The following is a 24,161-nucleotide window of genomic DNA, read 5'->3' on the forward strand; positions in this document are numbered from 1 at the left end:
AGGTCACGTCACTGCCGGGGGCGTGCGAACCACCGCCCGGTGTTGCGGTTCGCGACCATCACGATCGAGATGATGCCGAGCGTCACCCAGATGATGCCGAGCGGGAGCGCCAGCACACCGAAGAGGATGAGGAAGCTCAGCCACACGATGCTGCCGACGCGGACGCCGCCGGCGCCCTTGCCGAACATCGAGGCCAGGACGATGCCCAGGATCGCGTGCACGAGGTAGATGCCGGCGACGACCGCCACCGCCTCGGCCGGGACGTCGACGCCCGAGCCGTCCTGGAAGCCCTCCTCGAAGTCGTCCTTCGCCACCGCGATGCCGATGAGCAGCAGGAGGGAGAGCAGGGACTGTAGCCCGGCCGAGATGAACATCATGATGCGGGCGGCCGTCGCCTTGCCCGGGATGCTCGTCGGGTACTCGACGGCGCCGTACGGGCCGGGGCCGCCCGGGTACATCGGGTACGGCTGGCCGGCGGCGGGGTGCTGCGGGTAGCCGTAGGGCTGTTGCTGCTGCTGGGCGGGCTGCTGGGCAGGCTGCCCAGCCTGCTGCGCCTGCGGTTGCTGCTGGCCCTGGGGTCCGCCGTAGGGGTTGTTCTGGTCGGGGAGGCTCACGGTGCCCTTCTTCCGCGGTTTGGACGTACTGACACACTGACCTGGCCCGAGGACGGCTGTCCAGACCGGCTGATTGGTCTGTTACCCGCAGCATCGGGGAGGATGGGCCCATGACCGCCCAGATTCTCGACGGCAGGGCCACCGCGGCCGCGATCAAGTCCGAGCTTGCCACGCGCGTGCAGGCGCTCAAGGGCCGGGGTGTCACGCCCGGCCTCGGAACCCTCCTGGTCGGCGACGACCCGGGCAGCCAGAAGTACGTCGCGGGCAAGCACCGCGACTGCTCCGAGATCGGCATCGCGTCGATCCAGCGCGAGCTGCCCGCGACGGCCTCGCAGCAGCAGATCGAGGCGGTCGTCCGCGAGCTGAACGAGGACCCGGACTGCACCGGCTACATCGTCCAGCTCCCGCTGCCGCGCGACATCGACGAGAACCGGGTGCTGGAGCTGATCGACCCGGCCAAGGACGCCGACGGGCTGCACCCCACCAACCTCGGCCGGCTGGTGCTCAACGACCCCGCGCCGCTGCCCTGCACGCCCAACGGCTGCATCCGGCTGCTGCGCCAGTTCGGGGTGGAGCTGAACGGGGCGCACGTCGTGGTGGTCGGGCGCGGCGTGACCATCGGGCGGTCGCTGCCGCTGCTGCTGACCCGCAAGTCCGAGAACTCCACGGTCACCCAGTGCCACACCGGCACCCGCGACCTCGCCGGGCACCTGCGGCAGGCCGACATCGTCGTGGCCGCGGCCGGCTCGCCGCACCTGATCAAGCCCGCGGACATCCGGCCGGGCGCGGCCGTCCTCGACGTCGGCGTCAGCCGCGACGAGCACGGCAAGATCGTCGGCGACGTGCACCCGGGCGTCGCGGACGTCGCGGGCTGGCTGTCGCCGAACCCCGGCGGGGTCGGGCCGATGACGCGCGCGATGCTCCTGGTCAACGTCGTGGAGGCGGCCGAGGCCGCGACCGGTGGGTCCGGGCTCTCCGGGCCGGGCACGGCCGCTCCGTGATGGCCCGTCGCACGGCGTTCCCGACCCGCGGCACGGTACGCCCCGAGGGCGGCGGCCGGGCGGCGTCCCGCCACGCGCCGCCGCCGGCGCGGCAGTGGCCCGTACTCCTGGTGCTGGCGATAGCGGCGGCCGGGTTCGTCACCGTGGCCGCGGGCCCGTTCCGCGAGGGCACGCTGGTCGTCGGCGGGGCGCTGCTCGTCGGCGGCGTGCTGCGCTGGCTGGTGCCGGAGGTGGGCATGCTGGCGGTGCGGTCCCGGTTCACCGACATCGTGACGTTCGGGGTGCTGGGCCTGGCGATCGTGCTGCTGGCGCTGGTCGCGATGCCGGACCCGTGGCTCGACCTGCCGTTCGTGGAGGACGCGGTCCACTTCTCCGTACGCTGACGGGCCGGCTGCCCGGCGGCGTATCGAGAACAGCCCGGTGCGTACCCGGTATCTCCACGTCGGCCCTGGCAGATGCGATGCTGGAGCGGGAGCGCGACACGGGGACCGAGGGGGAACAAGGGAGTAGCGATGCCTCGCTGGAAGGAGCTGCCGGACGAGCTGGACCCGCAGATACGGGAGTTCGCCGAGCACATGCGCCGGCTGGTCGACCGCAGCGGGCTGACCGTCTCGGAGGTCGCGGACCGCACCGGGTACAGCAGGTCGTCGTGGGAGCGCTACCTCAACGGGCGGCTGATGCCGTCGCGGGAGTCGGTGGTCGCGTTCGCGGAGGTGACGGCGGCGCGGGACGAGCAGCTCATGGCCGAGTGGGGCGCGGCGGACCGCGCCTGGAGCCGGGCGGAGCTGCGCAACGAGTCGGCGCTACGGGCCCTGCGGGCGGCGGAGCCGGGCCCCGACTTGGACGACCTGCCGCCGCCGGGCGGCCGGCAGGGGCGGGGGCTGCGGGGGGTCCTGGGCCGGGGCAGGGGACGCGGCGAGGACGTGTCCGGCGCGGGCGCGGCACCCCGGCCGGAGGAGATACCCGGTCCCGCGCGGACCGGGAGAACGACGGAGGGGCCCGAGCGCCCCGTACGCCCCGACGCCACCGAGCGCTCGGCGGTACGCCCCGGGCCCCCGCCGCCGCCGGAGCGGCGGGTGCGGGCGGAGGAGTCGCCGGGTGGCCGGCCGACGGCGGCGGGCGCCGGAACGGGGACCGGCGGCGAGACCGGCGCCGGCACGAAGGCCGAACGCGGCACCGGAGCAGGCAGGAGAACCGGGACCGGAGCCGGGGCGGCTGCCGGAACCGCCGCCGGAGCCGGAGCCGGGACCGCTGCCGGAGCCGCGGCGGGGAAAGGGCGCGACGCCGGCACCGATGCCGACCCCGCCGACCCCGCCCGGGACGCCGACGAGACCACCAAACTCCGCGCCCTGACCCGCCCCACCCCGGCCGCCGCCTCCGCCGCCTCCGCCCCGGACCCGGAGCCGGCCGGCGGCACCGCCGCGACGTCCCGTATCCCCGCGGCCTCCACCCCCCTCACCTCCTCCGCACCCCGCGCGCGGAAGAGCTGGCCGCTGCGCCGCGTGCTCCTCGCCGGCCTCGTCACGCTGCTCCTCACCGGCAGCGGCGCCGGCGTCGTCTACGTCGGCCACGGCCTGATCGCCGACCCCGGCGTCGAGGAGCAGAAGGAACCCCGCGGCGGCCCGCCCGACTCCAGCCCCGCCGGCTCCGCATCCGGGTCGCCGTCCGAGTCCGAGTCGCTGCCCGAGGGCGTGGAGTGCCAGGGCGACGACTGCACCGGCAAGGACCCCGACGAGATGGGCTGCGGCGGCGACTTCGCCCGTACGACCACGCAGACGTACGTCGGCGAAATGCTCCTGGAGATCCGCTACAGCGAGCCCTGCAAGGCGGCCTGGGCCCGGATCACCGCCGCCGAGCCCGGCTCGACCGTCACCGCCCTCACCGAGGTGCCCGGCGAGGAGCCGGTCCGCGAGGACGCGTCGGCCGGCAACACCGAGGGCTACACGGCGATGGTCGACGCGGCGAAGCCGGACTCGGTACGGGCCTGCGCCGCGCTCCCCGACGGCACCGAGGGCTGCACGGAGGGCACCCCGCCGCCGTGAACGGGCCCCCGTACGACCGCCCCTCCCGCCCCGTACGCGCGGTGCCGCCGTGATCGGGCCCACACCGGCCGCCCCCCGGCACTCCGTGCCAGTCGGATAGATTGACCCCGGGGGCACGGCTGCCCTTGGCCGCCCGGGCCCCGCCAGCCCGTACGTCGCGCCCCCTCATCGGAGAGATCACCATGACCCGCACTCCCGACAGCCCCGTCACCGTCACCGTCACCGGAGCGGCCGGGCAGATCGGCTACGCGCTGCTCTTCCGTATCGCCTCCGGCCAGCTCCTCGGCCCGGACGTGCCGGTCAAGCTGCGGCTGCTGGAGATCACCCCGGCCCTCGGTGCCGCCGAGGGCACCGCGATGGAGCTGGACGACTGCGCGTTCCCGCTGCTGCGCGGCATCGACATCACCGACGACCCGAACGTCGCCTTCGACGGCGCCAACGTCGCGCTGCTCGTCGGCGCCCGCCCGCGCACCAAGGGCATGGAGCGCGGCGACCTGCTGGAGGCCAACGGCGGCATCTTCAAGCCGCAGGGCAAGGCCATCAACGACCACGCCGCGGACGACATCAAGGTCCTGGTCGTCGGCAACCCCGCCAACACCAACGCGCTCATCGCCCGCGCCGCCGCGCCGGACGTACCGGCCGAGCGGTTCACCGCGATGACCCGCCTCGACCACAACCGCGCGCTGTCGCAGCTCGCGAAGAAGACGGGCGCCGCGGTCGGCGACATCAAGAAGCTGACGATCTGGGGCAACCACTCCGCGACCCAGTACCCGGACGTCTTCCACGCCGAGATCGCCGGCAAGAACGCCGCCGAGGTCGTCAACGACGAGAAGTGGCTGGCCGACGAGTTCATCCCGACCGTCGCCAAGCGCGGCGCGGCCATCATCGAGGCGCGCGGCGCCTCGTCGGCGGCGTCGGCGGCCAACGCCGCGGTGGACCACGTGTACTCGTGGGTCAACGGCACCCCGCAGGGCGACTGGGTGTCCATGGGCATCCCGTCCGACGGTTCGTACGGCGTGCCCGAGGGCCTGATCTCCTCGTACCCGGTGACCTGCGCGGACGGCGCGTACGAGATCGTGCAGGGGCTGGAGATCAACGAGTTCTCGCGGACCCGTATCGACGCCTCCGTGAAGGAGCTGGCGGAGGAGCGCGAGGCGGTCAGCGGCCTCGGCCTCGTCTGATCACCGGGCGTCCGCCCGACGACCGCACGACACCAAGCGACGACGCCCCCGCCCGTCGACCGGCCGCGGCGAGTCCTCCCCCGGGAGGGCTCGCCGCGGTCGCGCGTGCGGGCACTGTTCGGCTGCGGTGAGCCCAGGCCGTCGCATGCCGCCTGCCCGAACTGCGGGCAGTACAAGGGCCGTACAAGGGCCGTACAAGGGCCGTCAGGTCCCTCGCCCGCAGCGCCCCGCGTACTCCGGGCAGGGCCGTCCGGCCCCCGTCGGGGTACCGAAACGGGCACATCCTTGACTCGCAAAGTGACTCTCGGCTAGCGACACGTTACGCTCGGTCCACTCAAAAAGCGGACTTGGGGGACGAGTTGTCGCAGAGTGAGGACGTTTCGACGGCGGCGGCGGCCGTGCCGCGGCCCGCCGCGCCGGTGGCCGCCGGCAGCCCGGTGGCCCGGTACAGCGAGGCCACCCGGCTGCTGTGCGCCGGGACCTATCTCGACCCGGACTTCCGGCGCCGGGTCCTTCAGGAGCTGGTGGAGCACCGGGAACGCGCGGTCGCGCCGTCGCTCGGCATCGACGTCGTCACCGTGCTCGGGCACGCGCTGCGCGCCCGCGGCCGGGAGGCGATGACGGCGCTGTGGGTGCTCGCGGTCTGGGCCGCGTTCGTCCTGTGCGACGTGGTGCTGATCGACAATGTCCCGTACGCGGGCGTGTGGGCCATCGCGTACGCGGTGTCGAGCGCGATCCTGTGGATCGCCACCGCGGTCGGCGGGCGCGGCGGGTTCGACGTCTACGCCGCCGGGGTGCACGCCGCCGGGCGGCCGTCGTTCCGGCGGGCCCGCTTCGGGCGGGTGTTGCGTGTCCTGGCGTACATCCAGATGGTCTTCTACTGGATCATCGCCCTCTACGCGCTCCCGGAGGGCGCCTGGCCGGCGACGGTCTTCCCGCTGCTGCTGGTGTGGCCGGTGTGGGCGCACCGGGTCTGGATGGAGAGGATCGCGCGCGACGAGCTGTCCCCCGCGGGGTTCCCCGCCGCCGTGCCGCCCGGCCTTGCGGACCCGTACCACGGGGTCGCCGCGGCCATCGCCCACGAGCAGTACTCGCGGCTCACCGTCTACGACTTCGACCGCCCGTTCGTCGGCTACGGCGTCCCGTACGAACCCTGGTCGCTGGCCGTGGAGCTGAAGCGGCGCCCGGGCGGGCCCGGCGGCGAGACGCTGACCAGCCGCAAGGTCATCGAGCTCATCCTGCCGCGGCTCGCCGCGCTGCGCGACGCGACCGCCGCGGGCAGCCGGGACCGGCTGAAGGACCTGGAGGTCGCCCACCTCGTCTACCTCCCCCCGCCCCCGCAGCGCGGCGACGTCCGCCGCGACGAGGCCAGCGTCGACCAGCACGTCGGCGGCTCCGTGGACGAGGGCGGCGAGGCCCGCCGCTACTTCCTGCGCGTCCGCGTCGGCGCGTGGTCGGAGCAGGTCGTGGTGACGATCCTGGTGCGGGTGCACACGCAGGGCGGGATGCTCGTGCTGGAGGTCGTGCCGCACGTCCTGCCGCCGGTGCGGCCGGACTTCCGCGAGATCGACCGCCTCGCCGCCCGCGGCGGCGGCGCGCGGACCTTCGCGCGGGCGCTGCTGGCCGCGCCGACGTCGTCGATCGCGTCGGTCATCGCCATGGGCAGCACCATGGCGTCGGTGTTCCGCACCTGGCTCGCGGACGGGGCCCGGCTGCCGGGCGAGGGCCCGGCGGCGTCGGTGCGGGAGCTGGGCGTGACGCCGGATGTCTCGCTGTTCCAGAAGATGGACGTGAGCCGGTACGTGAAGACGGTCCGCGACCGCATCGCGAGCGGGGTGACGGAGGCGCTGCGGGCGAGCGGATACGAGACCGGGGAGTTCGAGCAGTACATCGTCAACGTGAACGAGGGCGGCGTGTACATCGGCGCGATGAGCGGCGGCGCGGTGGCGTCGGGCCAGGGGGCGACGGCGACGCAGCGGGGCGACGGAGGAGGCGCGGGGTCGTGAGCGGTACGGCGGAGAACGGCGGGGGAGAGGCGGGGCAGGGCATGAGCGGGCAGGAAGACGAGGCGGTACGGGGCGGGGACGGCGGCGCCGCGGGGGGCGGGGTGCAGATCGGGAACCTGAGCGGGGGCGCGGTGGCCGCGGGGCAGGGCGCCCGGGCGGAGGACCGCGGCCGGCGCCCGGCCGTGCCGCCCGGCGCGGGCGTGCCGGCAGTGCCGGGGGCACCGGGAGCACCGGGGGTGCCTTCGGCGCCGGTTCCGCCTCCGCCGAGCGTGCCGCCGCCCTTGCCCGGAGGGATCAATATCGGCACGATGTCGGGCGGTGCCGTGGCCCAGGGGCCGCAGGCGCAGGCCGTGGACTCCTCGATACGGTTCGGGGTGGCGGCGGACGCCGAGGCGCTGGCGACGAGTCTCCGCGCGCTGCGCGCCGAGTTGCTCGCGCAGCCGCCTTCGGCGACGGCCGTCGCCGACGAGCAGGAGCTGATCGAGTTGGAGACCGAGGCGCGGGCCGGCCGGGGAGACCGTACCCGGCTGGAACGGCTTCGGGACCGGCTGGAGTTGGGCCAGTTCGCCGCCACCGGCGGTGCCGCCGCGGCGGCTGCGGTGGAGTCGATCGGCCGGTTGCTCGGCTGACAGCCGGGCGGGGGACAGGGGAGAGGGACATGAGCAGCGGCGGGTCGTACTGGGACGAGGATGCGCAGCAGTGGCTCCAGGGACCCGCGGTCCCCCCGCCCCCGACGCTGCCCCCGCCGCCGCCCGAACCCCCCGCGCGACCGCCGTCGTTGCCGTCGCCGGACGCTGCGGTGGAGGACGAGGTACGGGACGCGGTCCCGGCCGCGGCGGGCGGGCCCGCCGGGGGTACAGACCCGGAGGCGGCGGCCCCGACCGGGGAGGGCGAGGACGCCGGCCGCGATCACGACCGGGCGGACGCCGCTGACGGGCCCGCGGAGGGCGAGGATGCCGCCCACGGTCACGACCGGGCGCACGCCGCCGCCGACCGGCCCGCGGAGGGCGAGGTCGCCGACCCCGGTCGCGACCCGGCGGACGCAGGCGTCGACCGGCCCGGGGAAGACGGGCACGCCGACCCCGACAACGACCGGGCGGACGCCGCCGGTGACCGGCCCGCGGCGGGTGGCACGCCCGACACCGGCTCCGACGCCCCGAATGCCCCGGCCGACGCACCCGCCGGGCCGGGTCCGGACCGGCCCACCGCAGGCGCCGCCCCCGCGGCGGACGCCGGTGACCCGGCCGACGGACCGGCCGAGTCCGCGGCCCGTACGGAGGACGGGAGCCAGGGCCCCGGCTCCGCCGCGGCAACCCCGCCGCCCCCGGACCCGGCCACGGATCCGGCCCCGGAGGACAGGGTCCCCGACCCGGCGGACGCACCTCCGGACGCCCCCGCCGCCGCCGCGGCGGCCGGGGGCGCGACCGCCGCCGACGCCGCGCCGGACGCCGCCGTCGGCGCGACCGCCGCCGACGCGGGCGAGGGGCCTTCGGACTCCCCGCCGGCGCGCGTTCGGGAGTGGTGGGAGGACCTGTACGCGGAGCCGCCGTCGCCCGGGCCCGAAGGGGCCGCGGAAGCCGGGCCCGACGCACCGCCGCCCCCACAGCCGCCCGCGACCGCGCCCGACTGGTCGGCGGGGGCCGGTGTCGCGGCGCCGCCGCCCACCGCACCCGACTGGTCGGGCGGCCCCGGGCCCACCCCGGCGCCCGACCTGCCGACGCAGTCCGCCCACCCGCCGCCCCCCACCGCACCCGGCTGGGGCCCCGACGACGGGCCCGGGGTCCTGCCCCCGCCGCCGCCCGACCTGCCGACGCAGGCGGCCACCCCGCCGCCCGGACCCGGGTACCCGGGGGCGTACGCACCGGCACCCGGCGACGTACACGGGCATGGGCACGGGCCCGACGTCTCGTACGACCACTACGCCGCCGGCTACGCCCCGTACCCCGGCTACGAGATCGGTGCCGGGCCCGAGCGCCCGCGCCGCCGCGGGGCCGTCGCGGCGGTGGTGGGGCTCGTCGTGATCGTCGCCAGCGGGCTCGTCGCCGGCGGCTGGCTGCTCCTCGGCGGGGGCGACGACGGCGAGAAGGAGGCGAAGCCGCAGCGCAGCGCCGCGGTGGAGCCGAAGGCGCCCTCGGAGGACCCCTCCCCGTCGCCCGAGCTGCCGTCGCCGTCCCCCTCGGAGTCCGGCGTACCGCCCGGCTTCCTCGTCGCCATCGAGGACGGCTACTCCCACGCCGTGCCCGAGGGCTGGGAGCGACGCACCGACGGCGTGTCCGTCTTCTACGAAGAGCCCGTCACGAACGGCGCGTTCATCCAGGTCTACGAGGTGTCCGAGCAGGTCACCCCGTTCGAGGCCGTGCAGATAATCGAGGACACCAAGCGGGATGTCGAGGGCTACCAGCGCAACGACATGGCGGATCTGGGCAACGCCGCGGAGTACGACTACTCGTACACCGACGAACTGCTCGGCCAGCGGCGCGTCCTGCTGCACGACCGGCTGACCGCGGACGGAAAGATGTACGCGCTCCTCGTCTCGGGCCCGGAGGCGGAGTGGCCGCGGCAGCGGGAGGTCGTCGACGCGATGGCGGAGTCGTTCTGCACGGACGCGGAGTGCGCGGAGCCGGGCGGGGCCTGAGGGGGGACGGAGCTTGCCGCGCGGCGCAGCATGACGCGCGGGAGTGGCTTGAGACGCGGGGGCCGGGTTCGAGGCGTGAGGGCCGCTGACGGTGGCCCCCGCCCCTCAGCCCGCCGCGTCCCCACGCAGTTCCGCCGCCAGCTCCCGTACCGCCGCCAGCGTCCTGTCGAGCAACCCGCCCCCGAACGTGATCCTGCTCGCCCCCAGCCTGCCCAGCTCCGCGAGCCCCGGGCCGTCCGGTACGGCCAGGGCGTTGACCGGCAGGCCGATCTCGTCCGCGAGCAGGCGCAGGTGCCGCGGCGGCGCCCCGATCGGGTAGACGCCGTCCGCGCCCGCCGCCGCGTACAGCCGGCCGCGTTCGACCGCCGCCGCCGGGTCGGGCACGCCGCGTGCGAAGGTGTCGACGCGGGCGTTGACGAAGAGCCGGTCGCCCGCCTCGGCCCGTACCGCCGCGAGGAAGTCCGCCTGCTCGGCCGCGTCCCGCAGGGTCTTGCCGGGGTGGACCGTGTCCTCCAGGTTGCAGCCCACCGCCCCCGCCGCCAGCAGCCGTTCGACCAGCTCGCGCGGCGGCAGGCCGTACCCCGCCTCGACGTCCGCCGTGACCGGCACGTCCACGGCCCGGGTGATCCGGGCGATCGCCGCGAACATCTCGGCGGCGGGCGTCGCCTCGCCGTCGCCGTAGCCGAGGACCGCGGCGATGCCGGCGCTCGGGGTGGCCAGGGCCGGGAAGCCCGCGTCGGCGAAGGCACGGGCGCTCGCGGCGTCCCACGGGCCGGGCAGGACCAGCGGGTCCGCCGCCGCCCTGCCGTGGTGCAGGGCCCGGAACTCCGCCACGCTTCCGTCCCCGGTCACGCCCGCGCCGCCGTTCACGCCTGCTGCTCGTACTGGCCGGGCTGGTAGTGCCCCGCCTCGGCCCGGCTCGTCACGCACCACCGGTTCCACGCGTTGATCACGGTCAGCACCCCGATCAGCCGCGCCAGCTCCTGGTCGTCGAAGTGCTTCGCCGCCCGCTCGTACACCGCGTCCGGTACGAACCCGTCCGTCAGCACCGTCACCGCCTCGGTGAGGGCCAGCGCCGCCTGCTCCTTCTCCGTGTACAGGTGCGGCACCTCCTCCCAGGCGTTCAGGAGGTACAGGCGCTGCTCGGTCTCGCCGGCGGCGCGCGCGTCCTTCGAGTGCATGTCGATGCAGAACGCGCAGTGGTTGATCTGGGAGGCGCGGAGCTTCACCAGCTCGAAGACGACCGGGTCGAGGCCCTTCTTGGCCGCCTGTTCCACCCTGACCAGGGCGCGGTGGACATCGGGTGCGAGTTCGAAGAGGTTGATGCGCTGTGTCATGCCTCCCACGCTAGATCTTCATATCCCAGATGTATGGTCCATTTCCATGGCGGATTCCTGGGCCACTTCAGCGGAGCTACGAGACTTCCAGCGCTCCCTGGACCTGCACGTCGACGTGCGCGCGGGCAGTCGCGGGGCGGGTGCCGCGCTGATCAGGTCGCTGCGCGACGCGGTGCGTACGGGCCGGCTCGCGCCCGGCGCCCGGCTGCCGTCGTCCCGGGCGCTCGCCGCCGACCTGGGCGTGGCGCGGAACACGGTGGCCGACGCGTACGCCGAGCTGGTCGCCGAGGGCTGGCTGACCGCCCGGCAGGGCTCCGGCACCCGCGTCGCCGCCCGCAGCGAGCCGCGCCGGGCGGGCGCCGCGGCGCAGGTGCAGCCGCCGCCGCGGCACGCGCTGGACCGGCGGGCGACGTACAACCTGCTGCCCGGCGCCCCCGACGCCGCCCGCTTCCCGCGCGCCGCGTGGGCCGCGGCCACGCGGCGGGCGCTGACGGCGGCGCCCTCGGCGGCGTTCGGGCACCAGGGGCCCGGCGGGCGGGTGGAGCTGCGGCGGGCGCTGGCCGGGTATCTGGCGCGGGCGCGCGGGGTGTACGCGGAGCCGGAGCGGATCGTGGTCTGCTCCGGGTTCACCAGCGGGCTGCGGCTGCTGGCGGAGGTGCTGCGGGCGGAGGGGGCGCGGCGGGTCGCGGTCGAGCCGTACGGGCTGGGGCTGCACCGCCGGCTGCTCGCCGACACCGGGCTGCGGACGGTGCCGCTGCCGTACGACGACGAGGGCATCGCCACCGCCGCGCTGCCCGCGACCGGCGCGGGCGCCGTCCTCCTCACCCCGGCGCACCAGTTCCCCACCGGCGTGCCGCTCGCCCCGGAGCGGCGGGCGGCGGCCGTCGACTGGGCGCGGGCGACGGGCGGGGTGGTGCTGGACGACGACTACGACGGCGAGTTCCGCTACGACCGGCAGCCGGTGGGGGCGCTCCAGTCGCTCGACCCGGAGCACGTGGCGCACCTGGGCACGGTCAGCAAGAGCCTGTCGCCCGCGCTGCGGCTGGGCTGGATGGTGCTGCCGGAGCGGCTGCTGCGCGCGGTGCACGAGGTGCAGGCGCTGAGCCGCACGCCGCCGGGGGTGGTGGACCAGCTCACCCTCGCCGAGTTCGTCGAGTCCGGCGGCTACGACCGGCACGTACGCGCGGCACGCCAGCGCTACCGGCGCCGCCGCGACCGCCTCGTCGCCGAGCTGGCGCGGCGGGCGCCGCGGGTGACGGTGACCGGGATCGCGGCGGGGCTGCACGCCGTCGTACGGCTGCCGCCGGGCACCGAGCGGCGGGTGCTGGCGCGGGCGGCGCGGGAAGGGCTGGCGGTGGCCAGGATGGGGGCGTACCAGTACGGCAACGCGGCGTGGGAGGAGGGCGGCGACTTCACGGCGCCGGCGCCCGCGGGGGAGGAGCCGGGGCCGCAGGGGGAGGCGCTGGTCGTGGGGTACGGCGCGCCGCCGGACCACCTGTACCCGGGGGCGCTGGCGGCGCTGTGCCGGGTGCTGGAGGCGGAGACGTAGGAGACATAGGAGGTGTCCGGCGCCCGCGGGGATCCGGCCCTGCGGCCACGGGGCCTCACGCCGCGGGCGACGCCAGCCGCACCACCGTGATGTCCGACGGCGCACCCACCCGGACCGGCGGCCCCCACGCCCCCGCGCCGCGGGTGACGTACAACTGCGTGTCCCCGTACCGCTCCAGCCCGGCCAGCGTGGGGTTCGCCGCCTCGGCGACGTACGTGGCCGGCCACATCTGGCCGCCGTGCGTGTGGCCGGACAACTGGAGGTCGACGCCGTGGTCCACCGCGTCGTGGATGACGACCGGCTGGTGGGCCATGAGCACCGAGGCGCGGGAGGTGTCGCGGTCGCCGAGGGCGCGCGCGAAGTCGGGGCCCTCACCGACGTCCTCGCCGGAGACGTCGTTGACGCCGGCGAGGTCGAAGCCGGCCAGCTCGGCACGGGCGTTCTCCAGCGGGTGCAGGCCGAGTTCGCGGAGGTGGTCGAGCCATTCGGCGGCGCCGGAGGCGCCGGTGAAGTACTCGTGGTTGCCGGTGACGAAGTACGAGCCGTCGCGCGCCTCCAACTGCCCCAGCGGCTCCGCGGCCGTGCCGAGGTGGTCGACGGAGCCGTCGACGAGGTCGCCGACGATGGCGACGAGGTCGGGGCGCTGGGCGTTGATGGTGTCGACGATCCGCCGGGTGTGGCGGCGGCCGAGGACGGGCCCGAGGTGGATGTCGCTGACGACGGCGATGCGGTAGCCGTCGGCGGACGCGGGCAGCTTGGCCAGCGGGACGGTGACGTTCTTCACCCGGGGCGCGCGGCCGAGCACGCCGTACGCGCCGTACGTGACGGTCCCGGCGGCGACGGCGGTGGCGCCGATCGCGACGGTACGGGCGACGAAGAGCCGCCGCGACACGTCGGCACGGTCCCCCGCGGAGCCCCCGGCGCCGCCGACCGCGGCCCTACCGGACCCGGTAGCGGACCCGGCGGAACTGCCGGAGCCGCCCGACCCAGCGGACCCAGCGGAATCAACGGAACCAGCGGAACCACGAGAGTCAGCCGAACCACCGGCACCCCCGCCCGCCGCGTCCCCGCCGTCCGCGACCCCGGTGACCGGCCCCAGCCGCAGCGGCGCCTTCGTCTCCGTACCGACGCCGCCGCCTCCGCCGATGCCGCCTCCGCCGACGCCGTCGCCGGCCGACTCTTCTTCCGCGGCCTCCGTGGCCGCGACCTGCTGCGCGAGCGCCGCCACGGCCGCCTCGCGCTCCGCCTCGTCCACCGCCCCGGCAACACCCACAGCACCCGCTGCGCCCGCACCACCGGAACCACCGGCAGCGCCGGCAACGGCCACACCGCCGACGGCACCCGCCCCGCGCCGCGCCGCCCGCCGCTCCAGCACCCGTAGCAGCACCGGCCGCACCAACTCGCCCACCGCCAGCGCCAGCAGCAGATACAGCAGCAGCGCCAGCCACATCAGCCCCGGCCACCCCAGCGCCTGCTGGACCGGCATCGGCGCCCCGGCCCGCTCGGAGGCCATCGTCGCGAACGCCATCAGCGGCAGCAGCACGACCGCCGACGTACCCAGCCGCCGCGGCCAGCCGCCGCGCCGCATGGTGTCGCGGACCAGCCGCCGCCACACGTACCAGTGCGCCCCGGTGACGAGCAGCAGCATTCCGATCAGAATCGGCACGAACACCACGGCCTACCTCCCGGCCCCGGCCGTCGCCTCGCGCACGTCCCCGCCCGCGCCGCCCCCGGCAGCCTCCCCGGCCCCGGCAGCGGCAGCGGCCCCGGCAGCGGCAGCGGCCCCGGCTTCGCCGTCACCCCGCCGCGCCGCCCGCACGCCCCGCAGCCCCAGCCACCCGATCGTCGTCCCCAGCGCGAAGGACGCCACGGCCAGCGTGAGGTGCACCCAGAAGTACCCCGTGGGGTCCCCGTCCTCGAAGGCCAGCCCGCTGGAGTCCTTCCAGAGATTGCGGACGAACGTGATCCAGACGAACCAGGACCACCCGCCGAAGGCGAGCAGAAACCAGGAAGCGCGGCGTGAGAGGTGCATACGCCTAGCCTCGCACCCCCGCGCCCCGACCGGTGGCCGGGGTTCCGGGAGGCCCGCGGGAGTGCACACCGTCTTCGCACCCGTCGACTTCATCGACACGGGCCCGCGCGGTGCCCGGTACCGCCGCACCAGCCCGAGCGCGGGCGCCTGCCAGGAACTGGAGGCATATCTCGCCGCCCCCCACGTGCACGGACTCGCCCCGGGGTGGTACCACTACAACGCCGTCGAGCACTCCCTCGAACTCCTCGCCCAGGGCTGCACCGGCGCCGAGGTCTCCGCCCTGCGCGCCGGCCAGCAGCATGCCGGCAAAGCCGCGTTCCTCCTCGTCCTGACCGCCGTCATCGGCCGCCTGAACGACCATCGCGCCACCGCGCGCTCGTACCGGGTCGGCCTCCTGAACGCCGGACACCTCGGCCAGACGTTCGTCCTGACCGCCACGGCCCTCGGTCTCGGCTCGATGCAGCTCTCCGCCTGCAACGACGGCGCTCTGGCGGAGAGTTTCGGACTCGACGCGGTGACCCACGTGCCGGTGCACGTCCTCGGAGCCGGCCTGCCCGACGAGGGTGCCCAGCCGATCGCCTCCCCGGCGGGACTCGACGCGTTCCGCCGCACGACACTTACCTGACCGGCCCACCCCGAACCACCACCCGCACCACCAGCGCCGCAAACGCCATCCGAACGCCCGGACCGGCGTGACGGTCATCACCGACGGCGACTCGGACGGCGGCCCGGGCGGCGGCTACGCTCCCCGCGCGCTGTCGGTCGCCGAGACGAAGCAGGTCCTGCCGGGCCTGGGGACCATGCCGCCCGGCTGGCAGGAGCGCGCCGAACCGGCCGCCGGCTCGGCCTCCCCCTGCCACCAGGGCTTATCCCGGTACGAGATGAGACCGTACGAGGGCGCGATGATGGTCACGGCCGAGTTCGAGGTCGCGGCGTGCAGGAGCGTCGAGGTGGCCGCCGGCGGCTTCCGGGAGGAGGTCGAGACGTACCGGACGAGCAACGAGGCGACCGCGGTGTCCTTCCCCGGCCAGGCGGACGAGGCCACCGCGCTCCAGCACGTCAACACCGACCTCGACGAGACCACCCTCAATGTGATCGCCCGCGTGGGGACGGTCGTCTGCTGGATGAAGCTCGACCCGGTGGACGAACTGGACGACCACATGGCGCTCGCCGAGGTCCTGATGGGGGTCTGCACCCGGCAGGCCCGCGAGGTGCAGGCCGGGTCGTAACGTCCCATCGGCTCCATCCGGGGGCGCTCTCGGCCAACTAGCGCACCTCGGTGTCCACATCGAAGGCGACTCCAGGTAGGTTCGCGACGTGTCGACATCTCATGTGACTATCCGCGGCGCCGCGCTCGCCGCCGCCGCCACGCTCCTGTCGCTCGGGGGCGTCGCGCCCGCCGCGGCCCAGGACGACAAGCCGCGGCCGCCCGACCAGATGTCGAACGTCGGGGGCACGCTGCTCGGCCAGCCCGGCACCCACGTCGATCTCGGCACCGGCGCCCCCGAACTGCCGAAGAAGCTCACCGGCCGGTCCTGGGTCGTCGCCGACGCCGAGAGCGGTGCGGTGCTCGCCGCGCACAACGCGCACTGGAAGCTGCCCCCGGCCAGCACGCTGAAAATGCTCTTCGCGGAGACCCTGCTGCCCCTCTTCAACAAGGAGGAGAAGCACGAGGTCGCCGCCGAGGAGCTGGAGGGCATGGGCGAGGGCAGCAGCCTCGTCGGCATCAAGGAGAACCTCACCTACACCGTGCGCGAGCTGTGGCTCGGGGTCTTCCTCCGGTCCGGCAACGACGCCGTGCACGTGCTGTCGGCCATGAACGGCGGCGTCGACGCCACGGTCGCGGCCATGAACGAGCGGGCGCGCGAGCTGGGCGCCGAGGACACCCACGTGGTCAGCCCCGACGGGTACGACGCGAAGGGGCAGACCTCCAGCGCGTACGACCTCACGCTCTTCGCCCGCGCCGGCATGCAGAACCCCGACTTCCGCGCGTACGCCGCCACCCCCCGGGCGAAGTTCCCCGGCGGGAAGACCGGCAAGAAGGGCAAGCGCGAGTACTTCGAGATCCAGAACACCAACCGGCTGCTGACCGGCGACGTCGACGTGGACGTCTACAAGGGCATCGCCGGCATCAAGAACGGCAACACCACCAACGCCGGCGCGACTTTCACCGGCGTCGCCGAGCGCGACGGCCGGGTGCTGCTCGTCACCGTCATGCACCCCGACGAGGACGAGTCCAACGCCGTCTACAAGGAGGCCGGCAAGCTGCTGGACTGGGGCTTCAAGGCCGCGCCCGCCGTGCAGCCGGTCGGCGAACTCGTCCCGCCGGAGGGCATGGGCCCGCAGGACGGCGCGGACGCCGGCCAGGACTCCGGCAAGAACGCCGACAACAGCCAGGGCACCGCGGGCTCCGGCGACCAGCCGTCCGCGTCCGACGGCGCCGGGCCCACCGCCGCGGACGGCGAGGAGGAGGGCGGCGTCGGCACCGCGCTCGCCATCACCGTCGGATCAGTCGCGCTGCTCGCGATCGTCGCGTACGTCATCCACCGCCGCTGGCCGCTCCCCGACCTCGTCGGGCGTGGCCGTCCAGGCGGCGCAATAGAGCAGCAGGCGGGCCATGAAGTTGATCCAGAGAACGAGCGCGACGGGGACGCCGAAAGCGCCGTAGACGCTCCGTCCGGCGACGCCGCTGAGGTATCCGCTGAGAAGAAGCTTGAGTAGCTCGAAGCCCACCGCCCCCGCGAGCGCGGCCTCCACCACCCGCCGCCGCGGCGGGTGCACGCCGGGCAGCCGGGTCAGGACGTAGACCAGCAGCAGGAACCCCGCGGTCACCGCCGCCGCGAACGCCGCCACCTCCAGCAGCGCGCCGCCCCAGCCGCCCTCCTCGACACCGAGCCGGCCGAGCACGGCGTCGGCCGCGGTCGTGGTCGTGACCGAGACGATCAGCGAGACGACCACCGTGCCGCCGAGGCCGAGCAGGATGAGCGCGTCCTTGCCCTTGCCGACGAACGGGTTCTCGGGGATGTCCGCCCGGTCCCACACGGCGCGCAGCGCGTCGCGCAGTGTGCTGATCCAGTTGACGCCGGTGAACATCAGCAGGGCGAGCGAGATCAGCCCGACCGTGCCGGCGTTCGCGAAGAGACCGCCGAGGTCGAGCCGGTCGGAGATGCCGGGCACCTGCTCGGTGATCCACCGCTCGAAGTCCTTCTTCCGGCTGTCGCTGAGCAGCGCCGCGGAGAGCGCGGCGGCGGTGGTGATCAGCGGGAAGAGGGCGACGAAGCTGCTGAACGTCACGGCCCCCGCGAGCCGGCTCCAGTGCCGGTCCTGGACGTACTCGAACGCCCGGTAGGGGCGGGTGCGCAGCAGCCGGGCGATGTACGGGCCGACGCCGGGCAACCTGGTCAGCCACTCCACGTTGACTCCTGCCGTCGCGTCCCCCGAGCGCCACCGGATGCACGGCGGCCGTACGAACCTGGCGTATGCCCCGGAAACGCCAGGTTATCTGTGGGGTGCGTGGGGGAGGCGGCGCGGCACGCGGGGGGCGTGGCGTGCGGGGGGTGGGGGTTGTGGTGTGCTGCGGGGGTGTGGTGGGTGTCGTACGCCTGCGCCCGCCGGGTCGGCGCCAGGTGCCGCCGGGGTCAGCCGGGTGTCGGCCGGGTCAGCCCGGGGACGGGGCCGGTTCCGAGCGGGTCTGCGCCGGCAGCTCCAGCGCCGAGTCGCCGCCGAAGCGGAACTCCCGCTCCAGCCGCCACACGCCCTCCGCGTCCTGCTCGTACAGCGAGAACCCGCCCACCGACCACGCCGCCTCGAAGTCCGCCAGCTCCGCCGCCGCCCGGTCCATCGCCGCCTCGTCTATGTCGTGGGCGATCGTCACATGCGGGTGGTACGGGAACTGAAGCTCCCTGGCCAGCGGCCCGGAGCCGTCCCGGACCATCTTCTGGAGCCAGGAGCAGGCCGCCGCGCCCTCCACCACCTGCACGAAGACCACCGGCGTCAGCGGCCGGAACGTGTCCGTACCGCTCAGCCGCATCGGGAAGGGCACCCCGCAGTCGGCGATCTGCGCCAGGTGCCGCTCGATCCGCGGCAGCTCCCCGGCGTCGGCCGCGGTCGGCGGCAGCAGCGTGATGTGCGTGGGAATGCCGTGGGCCGCGGTGTCGCCGAAGCCGATCCGGCGTTCCTGTAGCAGGCTGCCGTACGGCTCCGGGACGGCGATCGAAACACCGACCGTCACGGTCCCCACAAGCGTCTCCTTCACGGGCACTCAGTGCTTGGCGGGCAGGAAGCCCACCTTGTCATATGCCTCGGCCAGTGTCTCCGCCGCGACCGCACGCGCCTTCTCCGCGCCCTTGGCCAGCAGCGAGTCCAGCGACTCCGGGTCGTCCAGGTACTCCTGCGTACGGGTGCGGAACGGCGTCACCCACTCGGTCACCACCTCCGCGAGGTCGGTCTTCAGCGCACCGTAGCCCTTGCCGGTGTACTTCTGCTCAAGTTCGGAGACGGTGGCGCCGGTGAGCGTCGAGTAGATGGTCAGGAGGTTGCTGACGCCGGGCTTGGCCTCCGGGTCGTAGCGGATCTCGGTGTCCGTGTCCGTCACCGCGCTCTTGATCTTCTTCGCGGAGGACTTCGGCTCGTCGAGGAGGTTGAGCAGGCCCTTCGGCGAGGACGCGGACTTGCTCATCTTCACGGTCGGGTCCTGGAGGTCGTAGATCCGGGCCGTCTCCTTGAGGATGTACGGCGCGGGGACCGTGAACGTCCGGCCGTAGCGCGCGTTGAAGCGCTCGGCGAGGTCGCGGGTCAGCTCGATGTGCTGGCGCTGGTCCTCGCCCACGGGGACGGCGTCCGCCTGGTAGAGCAGGATGTCGGCGATCTGGAGGACCGGGTACGTGAAGAGGCCGACGGTGGTGTTGGCCGTGCCCTGCTTGGCGGCCTTGTCCTTGAACTGCGTCATTCGGGACGCCTCGCCGAAGCCGGTGAGGCAGTTCATCACCCAGCCGAGCTGCGCGTGCTCGGGCACGTGGCTCTGGACGAACAGCGTGCAGCGGTCCGGGTCGAGACCGGCGGCGAGGAGCTGCGCGGCGGCCAGGCGCGTGCTGTTGCGCAGTTCCTTGGGGTCCTGCGGCACGGTGATCGCGTGCAGGTCCACCACCATGTAGAACGCGTCGTGCGTGTCCTGAAGGTCCACCCACTGACGGACGGCGCCGAGGTAGTTGCCGAGGTGGAACGAGCCGGCGGTGGGCTGGATGCCGGAGAGCACGCGGGGGCGATGGGTCGGGGCTGCCATGTCGCTCATTCTCTCAGGTGTGGAACGCGCTTCGGGCCGACGGTGTAGGGAGGGTGCCGGGGCCCGGGACGGGGAGGCGGCCCGGGGCCGCGGACGCTCTGCGGATCGTCCTCGGGCCGGGTCTCGGGTCTCGGCGGGCCGCGGACGGTCTGCGGGCGGTCTGCGGGCGGTCTGCGGGCCGGGTGTCGGAGGGTGCTGGGGGAGGGCGGCGATCAGCGCGGACGGTGCGGGTGAGGCACGTCTGGTGGCGCGCGTACGGAACGGGGAGACCGAGGCGTACGCGGAACTGGTGCGCGCGCACGCGGAGACCGCGCACCGGCTCGCGCTGCTGCTGGGGGCGGGTGCGGAGGCCGAGGACGCGGTGCAGAACGCCTTCATCAAGGCATACCGGGCGCTCGGCGGCTTCCGGGACGGGGCGGCGTTCCGGCCGTGGCTGCTGCGGATCGTTGCCAATGAGACCAAGAACACAGTGCGCGCGGCGGCGCGGCGGCGGGCGGCCAACGAGCGCGCGGGCGCCCTGGCGGGCGGCGCGGTGGACGTCGGCGGGGCGGTGACCGGCGGCGCGGCGGGGGGTGCGGCCGCAGGTGCGGCCCCGGGCGGCGACCCGGTGGGGGTGGCGCTGGCGGCGGAGCGGCGGGAGGAGCTGGTGACGGCGCTGCGGGCGCTGCGGGAGCGGCACCGGGAGGTGGTGATCCACCGGTACCTGCTGGACCTGGACGAGGCGGAGACGGCGGCGGCGCTGGGGGTGCCACGGGGGACGGTGAAGTCGCGGCTGAGCCGGGCGCTGCGAGAGCTGGAACGACTGCTGGGGGAGCGGGGCGGGGCGCCGGGCGGCGGGTCGGGTGGTGGGGCGTCCGGTGGTGTGGGGAGGGGTGCGGGCCGCGGTGCGGGACGTGGTTCGAGCCGGGGCGGCGGGGGGACCGGTGGTCTGGGCGGTGGTTCGGGGCGTGGCACAGGCCGCGGCTCGGGCCGGGGTGCCGGTGGTCTGGGCGGTGGTTCGGGGCGGGGCGCGGGCCGTGGTGCGGGTGGCGGTTCGGGTGGCGGGGCTGCGGCGGCTGGGGAGCGGGAGGGAGGTGGGTCCGGTGGGGCGTGAGCGGGAAGGGCTGGAAGGGCCGGCCGGGCCGGCCGGGCTGGGCGGGCTGGAGGGGGAGCTGCGGGCGCTGGGGCGGTCGTGGGGCGGGGGCAGCGGGGGCGGTGTTGCCGGGGCGGGCGGGCTCGCGGATGCGGGTGGCGCGGGCGGGGTCGCGGGTGAGTCGAGCGCTGCGGGTGGGCTCGCGGGTGAGTCGGGTGGGGGCCGGGTCGCGGGTGAGTCGGGTGGTGCGAGCGAGCCGGGCGGTACGGGGGTGAGGGCCCGGGGCCCGGTGGAGGTGGAGCGGGTGGTGGCGGGGGTGATGGCGCGGGTCGCCCTGGAGGCCGTGCCCGCGGCGGGGCGCCGGGTCCGGGTACGGCGCTGGGTGCGGGCACGGCGGGGGGTGCTGCTCGCCGCGCTCGCCGCGGTGCTGGCCGGGCTCGTTCTGGCTCCCCCGGTACGGGCCGGTGTGGCGTCGCTGTTCGACTTCGGTGGCGTCGCGGTACGGGTCACGCCGTCGGCGACGCCGTCCGGCCCCGGCGCCGCGGCCCCCGGCGCAGGCACCCCCGGTGCCGTCCCCGGCTGCGGTGCGCTGAGCCTCGATGCCGCCGCCCGCCGCGCCGGTTTCCGGCCGCCGGTGCCGCGCGAGCTGGGGGCGCCGGACGCGGCGGGCGTCTCCGCGGACGGACGGATGGTGTCGCTGTGCTGGGCGGCGGACGGCGCGGGGCCGGGGGGCGGTCGCGGAGCCGTACGGCTGGACGCGTTCCGGGGGACCCTCGACCCCCTCGTCGGCAAGACGTCCTCCGTACCGCCGGAGTGGGAGCAGGTCGACACCGGCACCGCCCTGTGGTTCCCCGAGCCGCACCGCCTGGAGCTGCTCCTGCACGAGCCGGGCGGCGGCACGTACGCGCACCCCGTCCGCACCGCGGGTCCGACCCTCCTCTGGCAGGGCCCCGACGGGCTGACCCTCCGGCTCGAAGGCGTACCCGGCAAGCCGCGGGCCCTGCGCATCGCGGAGTCCGCCTCCTGAGCCGGGCCCCGGGCGGAACCCGGGGCCCGGCCGCGGTGTACGGAGGGCGGAGCCCGGTTCGTACGGGGAACGGGGCCCGGTTCGTATCGCCGCCGGCATCGGCCGGACACCGACCGGACAACGGAGCGACACCATGAGACTGACCCGCCGCCGTACCCAGAGCCGCACCCAGCGCCGTACCCACAGGCTCACCGCCGCCCTGGCCGCGACCGCCGCCGCGCTCGCGCTCGCCGTGGGCCTCGCCGGGCCCGCCGCCGCGGGCGGCCCGACGAGCGCCCTGCTCGTCAACGGCGGCAGCGGCGACGCCGCCGCCCTGCACGCCACGAACCCCGACTACGCCGCGCTCGACAAGGCCATCGGCGACGCCGGCGAACAGATCGACGCGCTCCTCACCCAGGCCGACTTCGGCGGCGCGGACGCGCGGCAGGTCACGGTGACGTGGCTCCAGCACGACGTACACGTGTGGCGCGTCGACACCCTCTACCCCGACGCGCGGGGCGGCGCGGTGGTGAGCCGGGGGACCGGCGCGGACGCGGCGACGTCGCCGACGTGGCGGCGGGTGGAGCACCCGGAGCGGCTGGGGTCGCTGCTCGACAGGCTGGGCGTCGCGGAGGTGCCGGAGGAGCAGAGCGGGTGGTACATGCCGTCGCAGTTCGGCACCGAGGCCGCGGCCCCCGGGGCCGGGGGCGAAGAACCGGCGCCGGAATCCGCCGAGGGCCCGAACCCGGACGCGGACCCCGCCGCCGCGGCGGGGTCGGACAAGGACGCGGCCAGCGGCCGACAGGCGACCGCCGCCCCCGATCCCGGCCCCGGTACGAACTGGTGGTGGACCCTGCCGGGCCTGGCGGCCGGCGCCCTCCTGGCCACCGCCGCCCCCCGCCTCTACCACCGCCGCCGCCCGGCACCGGCCACCCGCACCGCGCTCCTGGACCTCGACGACTGAGGACGCCGGGGCCCCGGGGCCCGTACGACGGGCAGACATCCCACACGCCCGAGCACCAGCGACGCGACCCCGGGGGCCCGCCCGTACGGACGGCAATCCCGCACACCCCAGCCCTCCGGGGGACGCCCCCCGGGGGCTCAGCCCACCGGCAGCCCCGGGGCCGGGTACGACGCCATCAGCTCCGCCACCTCGCCCCTGATCCCCTTCAGCGCCACGTCCTCCTCCTCGCCGCCCGCCTTCGCCGCCGCGACCCCGCGGTCGATCCACTCCGCGACCTGCGCCATCTGCTCCGTCCCCAGCCCGCGCGACGTCAGCGACGGCGTGCCGATGCGGATGCCCGAGGGGTCGAAGGGCTTGCGCGGGTCGTACGGCACGGTGTTGTAGTTGACCACCAGTCCCGCCCGGTCCAGCGCCTTCGCCGCCGCCTTCCCCGGGACCTCCTTGCCCGTGAGGTCGATGAGGATCAGGTGGTTGTCCGTGCCGCCCGAGACCAGCTCGAAGCCCCGCTCCGCCAACTGCGCCGCGAGCGCCTTCGCGTTGGCGACGACCGCCGCCGCGTACTCCCGGAACGACGGCAGGGCCGCCTCGTGCAGCGCGACCGCGATGGCCGCGGTGGTGTGGTTGTGCGGCCCGCCCTGGAGGCCGGGGAAGACCGCGCGGTCGATGGCCCGCGCGTGCTCCGCGCGGGTCAGGATCATCGCCCCGCGCGGCCCGCGCAGCGTCTTGTGCGTGGTCGTCGTGATCACGTCCGCGTGCGGTACGGGCGAGGGGTGCGCGCCGCCGACGATCAGCCCGGCGATGTGCGCCACGTCCGCGACCAGCACCGCGCCGACCTCGCGGGCGATCTCGCCGAAGGCGGCGAAGTCGATGGTCCGCGGGATGGCGGTGCCACCGCACAGGATGATCTTCGGGCGCTCGGCGCGCGCCAGGTCACGTACCTCGTCGAAGTCGATGCGCCCGTCCTCGCGCCGCACCGTGTACTGCACGCCGCGGAACCACTTGCCGGTCACCGACACGCTCCACCCGTGGGTGAGGTGCCCGCCGTGCGGCAGGGACATGCCCATCACGGTGTCGCCGGGCTCGGCGAAGGCGAGGTAGGCGGCGAGGTTCGCGGGGGAGCCGGAGTACGGCTGCACGTTGGCGTGCTCGGTGCCGAAGAGGGCGTTCGCCCGATTGGCGGCCAGGGTCTCGATGGGGTCGATGTTCTGCTGGCCCTCGTAGTAGCGCTTGCCGGGGTAGCCCTCGCTGTACTTGTTGGTCAGCACGGTCCCGGTGGCTTCGAGCACGGCGGCCGAGACGTAGTTCTCGCTGGGGATGAGCCGCAGCGTGTCCGCCTGGAGCTGCTCCTCGGCGGCGACGAGCGCGGCCAGCTCGGGGTCGGTCTGCGCGAGAGCGGGATGGGCGGGAGCGGGATGGGCGGGAGTCATGGCGTGTCCCTCCG

Annotated in this window: 21 protein-coding genes and 3 pseudogenes; 15 read left to right on the top strand and 9 right to left on the bottom strand. The window is 75.3% G+C overall.

Annotated elements, in window-relative coordinates; translation table 11 throughout:
• Positions 1 to 8: 8 nt before the first annotated feature.
• Entirely contained in the window at positions 9 to 614 is a 606-nt protein-coding gene (locus tag QBL21_RS04460; RefSeq protein ID WP_407560657.1) for a hypothetical protein, read from the bottom strand.
• 110 nt (positions 615 to 724) lie between these two features.
• Here QBL21_RS04460 and QBL21_RS04465 point away from each other — a divergent pair, with 110 nt between their 5' ends.
• The 8 genes from QBL21_RS04465 to QBL21_RS04500 all read left to right on the top strand — a co-directional run bounded on the left by QBL21_RS04465 (position 725) and on the right by QBL21_RS04500 (position 9,479).
• Positions 725 to 1,615, top strand: coding sequence for a bifunctional methylenetetrahydrofolate dehydrogenase/methenyltetrahydrofolate cyclohydrolase (locus tag QBL21_RS04465; RefSeq protein ID WP_407560658.1), 891 nt, complete (start codon positions 725 to 727; stop codon positions 1,613 to 1,615).
• Positions 1,615 to 1,998, top strand: coding sequence for a DUF3017 domain-containing protein (locus QBL21_RS04470; RefSeq protein ID WP_407560659.1), 384 nt, complete (start codon positions 1,615 to 1,617; stop codon positions 1,996 to 1,998). Before QBL21_RS04465 ends, QBL21_RS04470 begins: the two co-directional genes overlap by 1 nt.
• Positions 1,999 to 2,127: 129 nt before the next feature.
• Positions 2,128 to 3,657 (top strand): helix-turn-helix domain-containing protein, encoded by a 1,530-nt coding sequence (locus tag QBL21_RS04475; protein WP_407560660.1) that lies wholly within the window; start codon positions 2,128 to 2,130, stop codon positions 3,655 to 3,657.
• A gap of 182 nt (positions 3,658 to 3,839) precedes the next feature.
• Positions 3,840 to 4,838, top strand: coding sequence for a malate dehydrogenase (locus tag QBL21_RS04480; RefSeq protein WP_407560661.1), 999 nt, complete (start codon positions 3,840 to 3,842; stop codon positions 4,836 to 4,838).
• Positions 4,839 to 4,943: 105 nt separating this feature from the next.
• The gene (rpmF, locus tag QBL21_RS04485; RefSeq protein ID WP_407560662.1) at positions 4,944 to 5,150 is read left to right on the top strand and encodes a 50S ribosomal protein L32; all 207 of its coding nucleotides are present in this window, start codon (positions 4,944 to 4,946) and stop codon (positions 5,148 to 5,150) included.
• Between the two features lie 35 nt (positions 5,151 to 5,185).
• A complete protein-coding gene (locus QBL21_RS04490; RefSeq protein ID WP_407560663.1) occupies positions 5,186 to 6,844 on the top strand; it encodes a hypothetical protein in 1,659 nt (552 codons plus the stop codon).
• A complete protein-coding gene (locus QBL21_RS04495) occupies positions 6,841 to 7,473 on the top strand; it encodes a hypothetical protein (protein ID WP_407560664.1) in 633 nt (210 codons plus the stop codon). Before QBL21_RS04490 ends, QBL21_RS04495 begins: the two co-directional genes overlap by 4 nt.
• Before the next feature lie 29 nt (positions 7,474 to 7,502).
• Positions 7,503 to 9,479, top strand: a complete 1,977-nt coding sequence (locus tag QBL21_RS04500; protein ID WP_407560665.1) for a PsbP-related protein — start codon at positions 7,503 to 7,505, stop codon at positions 9,477 to 9,479.
• 105 nt (positions 9,480 to 9,584) lie between these two features.
• Here QBL21_RS04500 and QBL21_RS04505 read toward each other — a convergent pair whose 3' ends face one another.
• Together QBL21_RS04505 and QBL21_RS04510 are read right to left on the bottom strand one after the other, a co-directional pair.
• Positions 9,585 to 10,331, bottom strand: a complete 747-nt coding sequence (locus QBL21_RS04505) for an isocitrate lyase/phosphoenolpyruvate mutase family protein (protein WP_407560666.1) — start codon at positions 10,329 to 10,331, stop codon at positions 9,585 to 9,587.
• A gap of 14 nt (positions 10,332 to 10,345) precedes the next feature.
• Entirely contained in the window at positions 10,346 to 10,816 is a 471-nt protein-coding gene (locus QBL21_RS04510; RefSeq protein WP_407560667.1) for a carboxymuconolactone decarboxylase family protein, read from the bottom strand.
• Between the two features lie 46 nt (positions 10,817 to 10,862).
• On the opposite strand from QBL21_RS04510, the gene QBL21_RS04515 reads away from it, so the two are divergent.
• A complete protein-coding gene (locus QBL21_RS04515) occupies positions 10,863 to 12,365 on the top strand; it encodes a PLP-dependent aminotransferase family protein (protein WP_407560668.1) in 1,503 nt (500 codons plus the stop codon).
• 55 nt (positions 12,366 to 12,420) lie between these two features.
• Here the strand turns inward: QBL21_RS04515 and QBL21_RS04520 are convergent, their stop codons facing one another.
• The gene (locus QBL21_RS04520; RefSeq protein ID WP_407560669.1) at positions 12,421 to 14,040 is read right to left on the bottom strand and encodes a metallophosphoesterase; all 1,620 of its coding nucleotides are present in this window, start codon (positions 14,038 to 14,040) and stop codon (positions 12,421 to 12,423) included.
• Between the two features lie 129 nt (positions 14,041 to 14,169).
• Positions 14,170 to 14,397: pseudogene (locus tag QBL21_RS04525) on the bottom strand (SCO4848 family membrane protein); the annotation flags it as partial.
• Positions 14,398 to 14,458: 61 nt separating this feature from the next.
• Between QBL21_RS04525 and QBL21_RS04530 the strand changes: the two are divergent.
• The 3 genes from QBL21_RS04530 (at position 14,459) to QBL21_RS04540 (ending at position 17,118) form a co-directional block, all read left to right on the top strand.
• Positions 14,459 to 15,022: a SagB/ThcOx family dehydrogenase gene (locus QBL21_RS04530; protein ID WP_407560670.1), complete on the top strand. Its 564-nt coding sequence runs from the start codon at positions 14,459 to 14,461 to the stop codon at positions 15,020 to 15,022.
• Between the two features lie 67 nt (positions 15,023 to 15,089).
• Complete coding sequence (locus QBL21_RS04535; RefSeq protein WP_407560671.1) at positions 15,090 to 15,626, top strand: hypothetical protein; 537 nt, start codon at positions 15,090 to 15,092, stop codon at positions 15,624 to 15,626.
• A gap of 103 nt (positions 15,627 to 15,729) precedes the next feature.
• Positions 15,730 to 17,118, top strand: a complete 1,389-nt coding sequence (locus tag QBL21_RS04540) for a D-alanyl-D-alanine carboxypeptidase family protein (RefSeq protein WP_407566303.1) — start codon at positions 15,730 to 15,732, stop codon at positions 17,116 to 17,118.
• On the opposite strand, the pseudogene QBL21_RS04545 reads toward QBL21_RS04540, so the two are convergent.
• The 3 genes and pseudogenes from QBL21_RS04545 to trpS form a co-directional block, all read right to left on the bottom strand.
• Positions 17,035 to 17,811: pseudogene (locus QBL21_RS04545) on the bottom strand (YihY/virulence factor BrkB family protein); the annotation flags it as partial. The gene QBL21_RS04540 and the pseudogene QBL21_RS04545 overlap by 84 nt on opposite strands.
• A gap of 244 nt (positions 17,812 to 18,055) precedes the next feature.
• Positions 18,056 to 18,637, bottom strand: a complete 582-nt coding sequence (locus QBL21_RS04550; RefSeq protein ID WP_407560672.1) for a 2'-5' RNA ligase family protein — start codon at positions 18,635 to 18,637, stop codon at positions 18,056 to 18,058.
• A 21-nt stretch (positions 18,638 to 18,658) separates the two neighbouring features.
• Positions 18,659 to 19,687: a tryptophan--tRNA ligase gene (gene trpS, locus QBL21_RS04555; protein WP_407560673.1), complete on the bottom strand. Its 1,029-nt coding sequence runs from the start codon at positions 19,685 to 19,687 to the stop codon at positions 18,659 to 18,661.
• 232 nt (positions 19,688 to 19,919) lie between these two features.
• On the opposite strand from trpS, the pseudogene QBL21_RS04560 reads away from it, so the two are divergent.
• From QBL21_RS04560 to QBL21_RS04570, 3 genes and pseudogenes are all read left to right on the top strand, one after another.
• A pseudogene (locus QBL21_RS04560) lies at positions 19,920 to 20,486 on the top strand (RNA polymerase sigma factor); the annotation flags it as partial.
• Positions 20,487 to 20,760: 274 nt separating this feature from the next.
• Positions 20,761 to 21,777, top strand: coding sequence for a hypothetical protein (locus QBL21_RS04565; protein WP_407560674.1), 1,017 nt, complete (start codon positions 20,761 to 20,763; stop codon positions 21,775 to 21,777).
• A gap of 133 nt (positions 21,778 to 21,910) precedes the next feature.
• Positions 21,911 to 22,720, top strand: a complete 810-nt coding sequence (locus QBL21_RS04570; protein ID WP_407560675.1) for a hypothetical protein — start codon at positions 21,911 to 21,913, stop codon at positions 22,718 to 22,720.
• Positions 22,721 to 22,857: 137 nt separating this feature from the next.
• Here QBL21_RS04570 and glyA read toward each other — a convergent pair whose 3' ends face one another.
• The gene (glyA, locus tag QBL21_RS04575; protein WP_407560676.1) at positions 22,858 to 24,147 is read right to left on the bottom strand and encodes a serine hydroxymethyltransferase; all 1,290 of its coding nucleotides are present in this window, start codon (positions 24,145 to 24,147) and stop codon (positions 22,858 to 22,860) included.
• Positions 24,148 to 24,161: the final 14 nt, after the last annotated feature.

This window comes from Streptomyces sp. 184, from assembly GCF_045781775.1.
Lineage (GTDB): Bacteria > Actinomycetota > Actinomycetes > Streptomycetales > Streptomycetaceae > Streptomyces.

Bases quoted from the DNA above. Each gene is read 5' to 3' on its own strand.
- QBL21_RS04465 (WP_407560658.1), top strand. From the start codon at position 725: ATGACCGCCCAGATTCTCGACGGCAGGGCCACCGCGGCCGCGATCAAG.
- QBL21_RS04470 (WP_407560659.1), top strand. From the start codon at position 1,615: ATGGCCCGTCGCACGGCGTTCCCGACCCGCGGCACGGTACGCCCCGAG.
- QBL21_RS04475 (WP_407560660.1), top strand. From the start codon at position 2,128: ATGCCTCGCTGGAAGGAGCTGCCGGACGAGCTGGACCCGCAGATACGG.
- QBL21_RS04480 (WP_407560661.1), top strand. From the start codon at position 3,840: ATGACCCGCACTCCCGACAGCCCCGTCACCGTCACCGTCACCGGAGCG.
- QBL21_RS04500 (WP_407560665.1), top strand. From the start codon at position 7,503: ATGAGCAGCGGCGGGTCGTACTGGGACGAGGATGCGCAGCAGTGGCTC.
- QBL21_RS04510 (WP_407560667.1), bottom strand. From the start codon at position 10,816: ATGACACAGCGCATCAACCTCTTCGAACTCGCACCCGATGTCCACCGC.
- QBL21_RS04515 (WP_407560668.1), top strand. From the start codon at position 10,863: ATGGCGGATTCCTGGGCCACTTCAGCGGAGCTACGAGACTTCCAGCGC.
- trpS (WP_407560673.1), bottom strand. From the start codon at position 19,687: ATGAGCGACATGGCAGCCCCGACCCATCGCCCCCGCGTGCTCTCCGGC.
- QBL21_RS04570 (WP_407560675.1), top strand. From the start codon at position 21,911: ATGAGACTGACCCGCCGCCGTACCCAGAGCCGCACCCAGCGCCGTACC.
- glyA (WP_407560676.1), bottom strand. From the start codon at position 24,147: ATGACTCCCGCCCATCCCGCTCCCGCCCATCCCGCTCTCGCGCAGACC.